This is a genomic window from Xanthomonas sp. WHRI 10204 (genome assembly GCF_040202875.1).
In the GTDB taxonomy this organism is placed as follows: Bacteria; Pseudomonadota; Gammaproteobacteria; order Xanthomonadales; family Xanthomonadaceae; genus Xanthomonas.
Genome location: NZ_JBEGDW010000007.1, coordinates 1 through 5,712, shown reverse-complemented (window position 1 = coordinate 5,712; position 5,712 = coordinate 1). Strand labels below are relative to the sequence as shown.

Annotated in this window: 2 tRNA genes and 3 rRNA genes; all 5 read left to right on the top strand. The window is 53.4% G+C overall.

Going from position 1 to position 5,712, the window contains the following annotated elements:
• Positions 1-412 precede the first annotated feature (412 nt).
• The 5 genes from ABQZ00_RS23775 to rrf all read left to right on the top strand — a co-directional run bounded on the left by ABQZ00_RS23775 (position 413) and on the right by rrf (position 5,618).
• Positions 413-1,959: ribosomal RNA gene (locus tag ABQZ00_RS23775) — 16S ribosomal RNA — on the top strand.
• 94 nt (positions 1,960-2,053) lie between these two features.
• Positions 2,054-2,129 (top strand) — tRNA-Ala (locus tag ABQZ00_RS23770).
• Positions 2,130-2,148: 19 nt separating this feature from the next.
• Positions 2,149-2,225: transfer RNA gene (locus ABQZ00_RS23765), tRNA-Ile, on the top strand.
• 228 nt (positions 2,226-2,453) lie between these two features.
• Positions 2,454-5,334: ribosomal RNA gene (locus ABQZ00_RS23760) — 23S ribosomal RNA — on the top strand.
• A gap of 169 nt (positions 5,335-5,503) precedes the next feature.
• Positions 5,504-5,618: ribosomal RNA gene (gene rrf / locus ABQZ00_RS23755) — 5S ribosomal RNA — on the top strand.
• Together the 16S, 23S and 5S rRNA genes with 2 tRNA genes alongside form the textbook arrangement of a ribosomal RNA operon.
• Positions 5,619-5,712: the final 94 nt, after the last annotated feature.

Sequence of the window (5,712 nt, the reverse complement as noted above, 5' to 3'; positions counted from 1 at the left end):
AAAGACGCTACGGCGGGTTGAAGTGCAGCGGCGACAACTTCCTCTTCACGAGGGGTTGACGGAGATGAAAAGCCTGCTAATATGGCCGGCTCGCTTCGCAGAAAACCTTCGGGTTGAAACGAAGCAGCGTCAACCGCCTCGGAAACAAGGTGTTGACGGCAAGAAAAAGTCCGCTATAATGGGCGGCTCGCTTCGACGGAAACGACGAAGCTGACGGGAACGGCGCTGAGGCCACTTCCCAATGTTCTTTGACAGTGTGCGCAGGTAATTTGTGCGGACGCCTGCAGGAAGGATGATTGTCCATCTTGCAGACGTTTAATCAAAAAGCAACATATTAATTGCTTTGCAAGCGATAAGTTGTCAGTGGTTGAACTTCTGCAGCTAAAGTAATTTGTCTTCGGACATGTAATTTTAAGTGAAGAGTTTGATCCTGGCTCAGAGTGAACGCTGGCGGCAGGCCTAACACATGCAAGTCGAACGGCAGCACAGTAAGAGCTTGCTCTTATGGGTGGCGAGTGGCGGACGGGTGAGGAATACATCGGAATCTACTCTTTCGTGGGGGATAACGTAGGGAAACTTACGCTAATACCGCATACGACCTACGGGTGAAAGCGGAGGACCTTCGGGCTTCGCGCGATTGAATGAGCCGATGTCGGATTAGCTAGTTGGCGGGGTAAAGGCCCACCAAGGCGACGATCCGTAGCTGGTCTGAGAGGATGATCAGCCACACTGGAACTGAGACACGGTCCAGACTCCTACGGGAGGCAGCAGTGGGGAATATTGGACAATGGGCGCAAGCCTGATCCAGCCATGCCGCGTGGGTGAAGAAGGCCTTCGGGTTGTAAAGCCCTTTTGTTGGGAAAGAAAAGCAGTCGGTTAATACCCGATTGTTCTGACGGTACCCAAAGAATAAGCACCGGCTAACTTCGTGCCAGCAGCCGCGGTAATACGAAGGGTGCAAGCGTTACTCGGAATTACTGGGCGTAAAGCGTGCGTAGGTGGTGGTTTAAGTCTGTTGTGAAAGCCCTGGGCTCAACCTGGGAATTGCAGTGGATACTGGGTCACTAGAGTGTGGTAGAGGGTAGCGGAATTCCCGGTGTAGCAGTGAAATGCGTAGAGATCGGGAGGAACATCCGTGGCGAAGGCGGCTACCTGGACCAACACTGACACTGAGGCACGAAAGCGTGGGGAGCAAACAGGATTAGATACCCTGGTAGTCCACGCCCTAAACGATGCGAACTGGATGTTGGGTGCAATTTGGCACGCAGTATCGAAGCTAACGCGTTAAGTTCGCCGCCTGGGGAGTACGGTCGCAAGACTGAAACTCAAAGGAATTGACGGGGGCCCGCACAAGCGGTGGAGTATGTGGTTTAATTCGATGCAACGCGAAGAACCTTACCTGGTCTTGACATCCACGGAACTTTCCAGAGATGGATTGGTGCCTTCGGGAACCGTGAGACAGGTGCTGCATGGCTGTCGTCAGCTCGTGTCGTGAGATGTTGGGTTAAGTCCCGCAACGAGCGCAACCCTTGTCCTTAGTTGCCAGCACGTAATGGTGGGAACTCTAAGGAGACCGCCGGTGACAAACCGGAGGAAGGTGGGGATGACGTCAAGTCATCATGGCCCTTACGACCAGGGCTACACACGTACTACAATGGTAGGGACAGAGGGCTGCAAACCCGCGAGGGCAAGCCAATCCCAGAAACCCTATCTCAGTCCGGATTGGAGTCTGCAACTCGACTCCATGAAGTCGGAATCGCTAGTAATCGCAGATCAGCATTGCTGCGGTGAATACGTTCCCGGGCCTTGTACACACCGCCCGTCACACCATGGGAGTTTGTTGCACCAGAAGCAGGTAGCTTAACCTTCGGGAGGGCGCTTGCCACGGTGTGGCCGATGACTGGGGTGAAGTCGTAACAAGGTAGCCGTATCGGAAGGTGCGGCTGGATCACCTCCTTTTGAGCATGACGTCATTCGTCCTGTCGGGCGTCCTCACAAATTACCTGCATTCAGAGATTCATACCGGCACAGGTCGGTATGCGAAGTCCCTTTTGGGGCCTTAGCTCAGCTGGGAGAGCACCTGCTTTGCAAGCAGGGGGTCGTCGGTTCGATCCCGACAGGCTCCACCATATTGAGTGAAAAGACTTCGGGTCTGTAGCTCAGGTGGTTAGAGCGCACCCCTGATAAGGGTGAGGTCGGTAGTTCGAGTCTACCCAGACCCACCACTCTGAATGTAGTGCACACTTAAGAATTTATATGGATCAGCGTTGAGGCTGATACATGTTCTTTTATAACTTGTGACGTAGCGAGCGTTTGAGATATCTATCTAAACGTGTCGTTGAGGCTAAGGCGGGGACTTCGAGTCCCTAAGTAATTGAGTCGTATGTTCGCGTTGGTGGCTTTGTACCCCACACAACACGTACATATAGCTCCGAGGCAACTTGGGGTTATATGGTCAAGCGAATAAGCGCACACGGTGGATGCCTAGGCGGTCAGAGGCGATGAAGGACGTGGTAGCCTGCGAAAAGTGTCGGGGAGCTGGCAACAAGCTTTGATCCGGCAATATCCGAATGGGGAAACCCACTGCTTCGGCAGTATCCTGCAGTGAATTCATAGCTGCTGGAAGCGAACCCGGTGAACTGAAATATCTAAGTAACCGGAGGAAAAGAAATCAACCGAGATTCCCTAAGTAGTGACGAGCGAACGGGGAACAGCCCTTAAGCTGGAATGGCTTTAGAAAAACAATCTGGAAAGATTGGCCATAGAAGGTGATAGCCCTGTATTTAAAAGGGCCACTCCAGTGAAGACGAGTAGGGCGGGGCACGTGAAACCCTGTCTGAATATGGGGGGACCATCCTCCAAGGCTAAATACTCCTGACCGACCGATAGTGAACCAGTACCGTGAGGGAAAGGCGAAAAGAACCCCGGAGAGGGGAGTGAAATAGATCCTGAAACCGTGTGCGTACAAGCAGTAGGAGCTCGCAAGAGTGACTGCGTACCTTTTGTATAATGGGTCAGCGACTTACTGTTCGTGGCAAGCTTAACCGTATAGGGGAGGCGAAGGGAAACCGAGTCTGATAAGGGCGCATAGTCGCGGGCAGTAGACCCGAAACCGGGTGATCTAGTCATGGCCAGGGTGAAGGTGCCGTAACAGGTACTGGAGGCCCGAACCCACGTCTGTTGCAAAAGACGGGGATGAGCTGTGATTAGGAGTGAAAAGCTAATCGAACCCGGAGATAGCTGGTTCTCCTCGAAAGCTATTTAGGTAGCGCCTCGGACGAATACTACTGGGGGTAGAGCACTGTTATGGCTAGGGGGTCATCGCGACTTACCAAACCATTGCAAACTCCGAATACCAGTACGTACTATCCGGGAGACACACGGCGGGTGCTAACGTCCGTCGTGAAAAGGGAAACAACCCAGACCCACAGCTAAGGTCCCAAATTCACTGCTAAGTGGAAAACGATGTGGAAAGGCACAGACAGCCAGGAGGTTGGCTTAGAAGCAGCCACCCTTTAAAGAAAGCGTAATAGCTCACTGGTCGAGTCGGTCTGCGCGGAAGATTTAACGGGGCTAAGCAGTGAACCGAAGCTTGGGGTGCATAAAACTTGTTTTATGCGCGGTAGAGGAGCGTTCCGTAAGCCTGCGAAGGTGGATTGAGAAGTCTGCTGGAGGTATCGGAAGTGCGAATGCTGACATGAGTAACGATAATGCGGGTGAAAAGCCCGCACGCCGAAAGCCCAAGGTTTCCTTGCGCAACGTTAATCGACGCAGGGTTAGTCGGTCCCTAAGGCGAGGGCGAAAGCCGTAGTCGATGGGAAGCAGGTTAATATTCCTGCACCTCGCGTGAGTGCGATGGAGGGACGGAGAAGGTTAGGTGTACCGGGCGTTGGTTGTCCCGGGGAAAGGCGGTAGGTTTGAATCTTTGGCAAATCCGGGATTCTTTAAGACCGAGCACCGAGACGAGCCTTTATGGCGAAGTCACTGATACCACGCTTCCAGGAAAAGCTCCTAAGCTTCAGCTCACGAAGACCGTACCGTAAACCGACACAGGTGGGTAGGATGAGAATTCTCAGGCGCTTGAGAGAACTCGGGTGAAGGAACTAGGCAACATGGCACCGTAACTTCGGGAGAAGGTGCACCCTTTTTGGTGGCTCATGCGAGCTATAGCTGAAGAGGGTCGCAGAAACCAGGCCGCTGCGACTGTTTATCAAAAACACAGCACTCTGCAAACACGAAAGTGGACGTATAGGGTGTGACGCCTGCCCGGTGCTGGAAGGTTAATTGATGGGGTCAGCCGCAAGGCGAAGCTCTTGATCGAAGCCCCAGTAAACGGCGGCCGTAACTATAACGGTCCTAAGGTAGCGAAATTCCTTGTCGGGTAAGTTCCGACCTGCACGAATGGCGTAACGACAGCGGCGCTGTCTCCACCCGAGACTCAGTGAAATTGAAATCGCTGTGAAGATGCAGCGTTCCCGTGGCAAGACGGAAAGACCCCGTGAACCTTTACTATAGCTTTACACTGAACGTTGAGTTCGTCTGTGTAGGATAGGTGGGAGGCTATGAAACTGTGGCGCTAGCTGCAGTGGAGCCATCCTTGAAATACCACCCTGTCGTGCTTGACGTTCTAACCTAGATCCGTTATCCGGATCAGGGACCGTGTATGGTGGGTAGTTTGACTGGGGCGGTCTCCTCCTAAAGAGTAACGGAGGAGCACGAAGGTACGCTCAGCGCGGTCGGACATCGCGCACTGTGTGCAAAGGCATAAGCGTGCTTGACTGCAAGATCGACGGATCAAGCAGGTACGAAAGTAGGTCTTAGTGATCCGGTGGTTCTGTATGGAAGGGCCATCGCTCAACGGATAAAAGGTACTCCGGGGATAACAGGCTGATACCGCCCAAGAGTTCATATCGACGGCGGTGTTTGGCACCTCGATGTCGGCTCATCACATCCTGGGGCTGTAGTCGGTCCCAAGGGTATGGCTGTTCGCCATTTAAAGTGGTACGCGAGCTGGGTTCAGAACGTCGTGAGACAGTTCGGTCCCTATCTGCCATGGGCGTTGGAAGTTTGAGAGGGGCTGCTCCTAGTACGAGAGGACCGGAGTGGACGAACCTCTGGTGTTCCGGTTGTCACGCCAGTGGCATTGCCGGGTAGCTATGTTCGGAAGCGATAACCGCTGAAAGCATCTAAGCGGGAAGCGCGCCTCAAGATGAGACTTCCCGGGGCACAAGCCCCCTAAAGGAACCATATAGACTATGTGGTTGATAGGTCAGGTGTGTAAGTACAGCAATGTATTGAGCTAACTGATACTAATGATCCGTGCGGCTTGACCATATAACCTCAAGTTGCCTTGGTCCCAACGAACGTTGGTAGATCCGCAAACGCAAGCTACGTCACAAGTTAACTATGCGAGACGAGCGCCGTAGGCGCTTCAACGCAAACGCTTGCACTAACGTGCATCCGTTTGCCACGAAGCTCCGACTGGCGACACTCCAACCGTCTCCCTGGTGAAATTAGCGCTGTGGAACCACCCGATCCCATCCCGAACTCGGAAGTGAAACGCAGCTGCGCCGATGGTAGTGTGGCTCAAGCCATGCGAGAGTAGGTCATCGCCAGGGGCTTTACCCGAAACCCTCAGTCCAACTGGACTGAGGGTTTCTTTTTGCCTGGGCGTTAGGAAAATACTCCGCAAGCCCGCCAAATCCGCGCCGG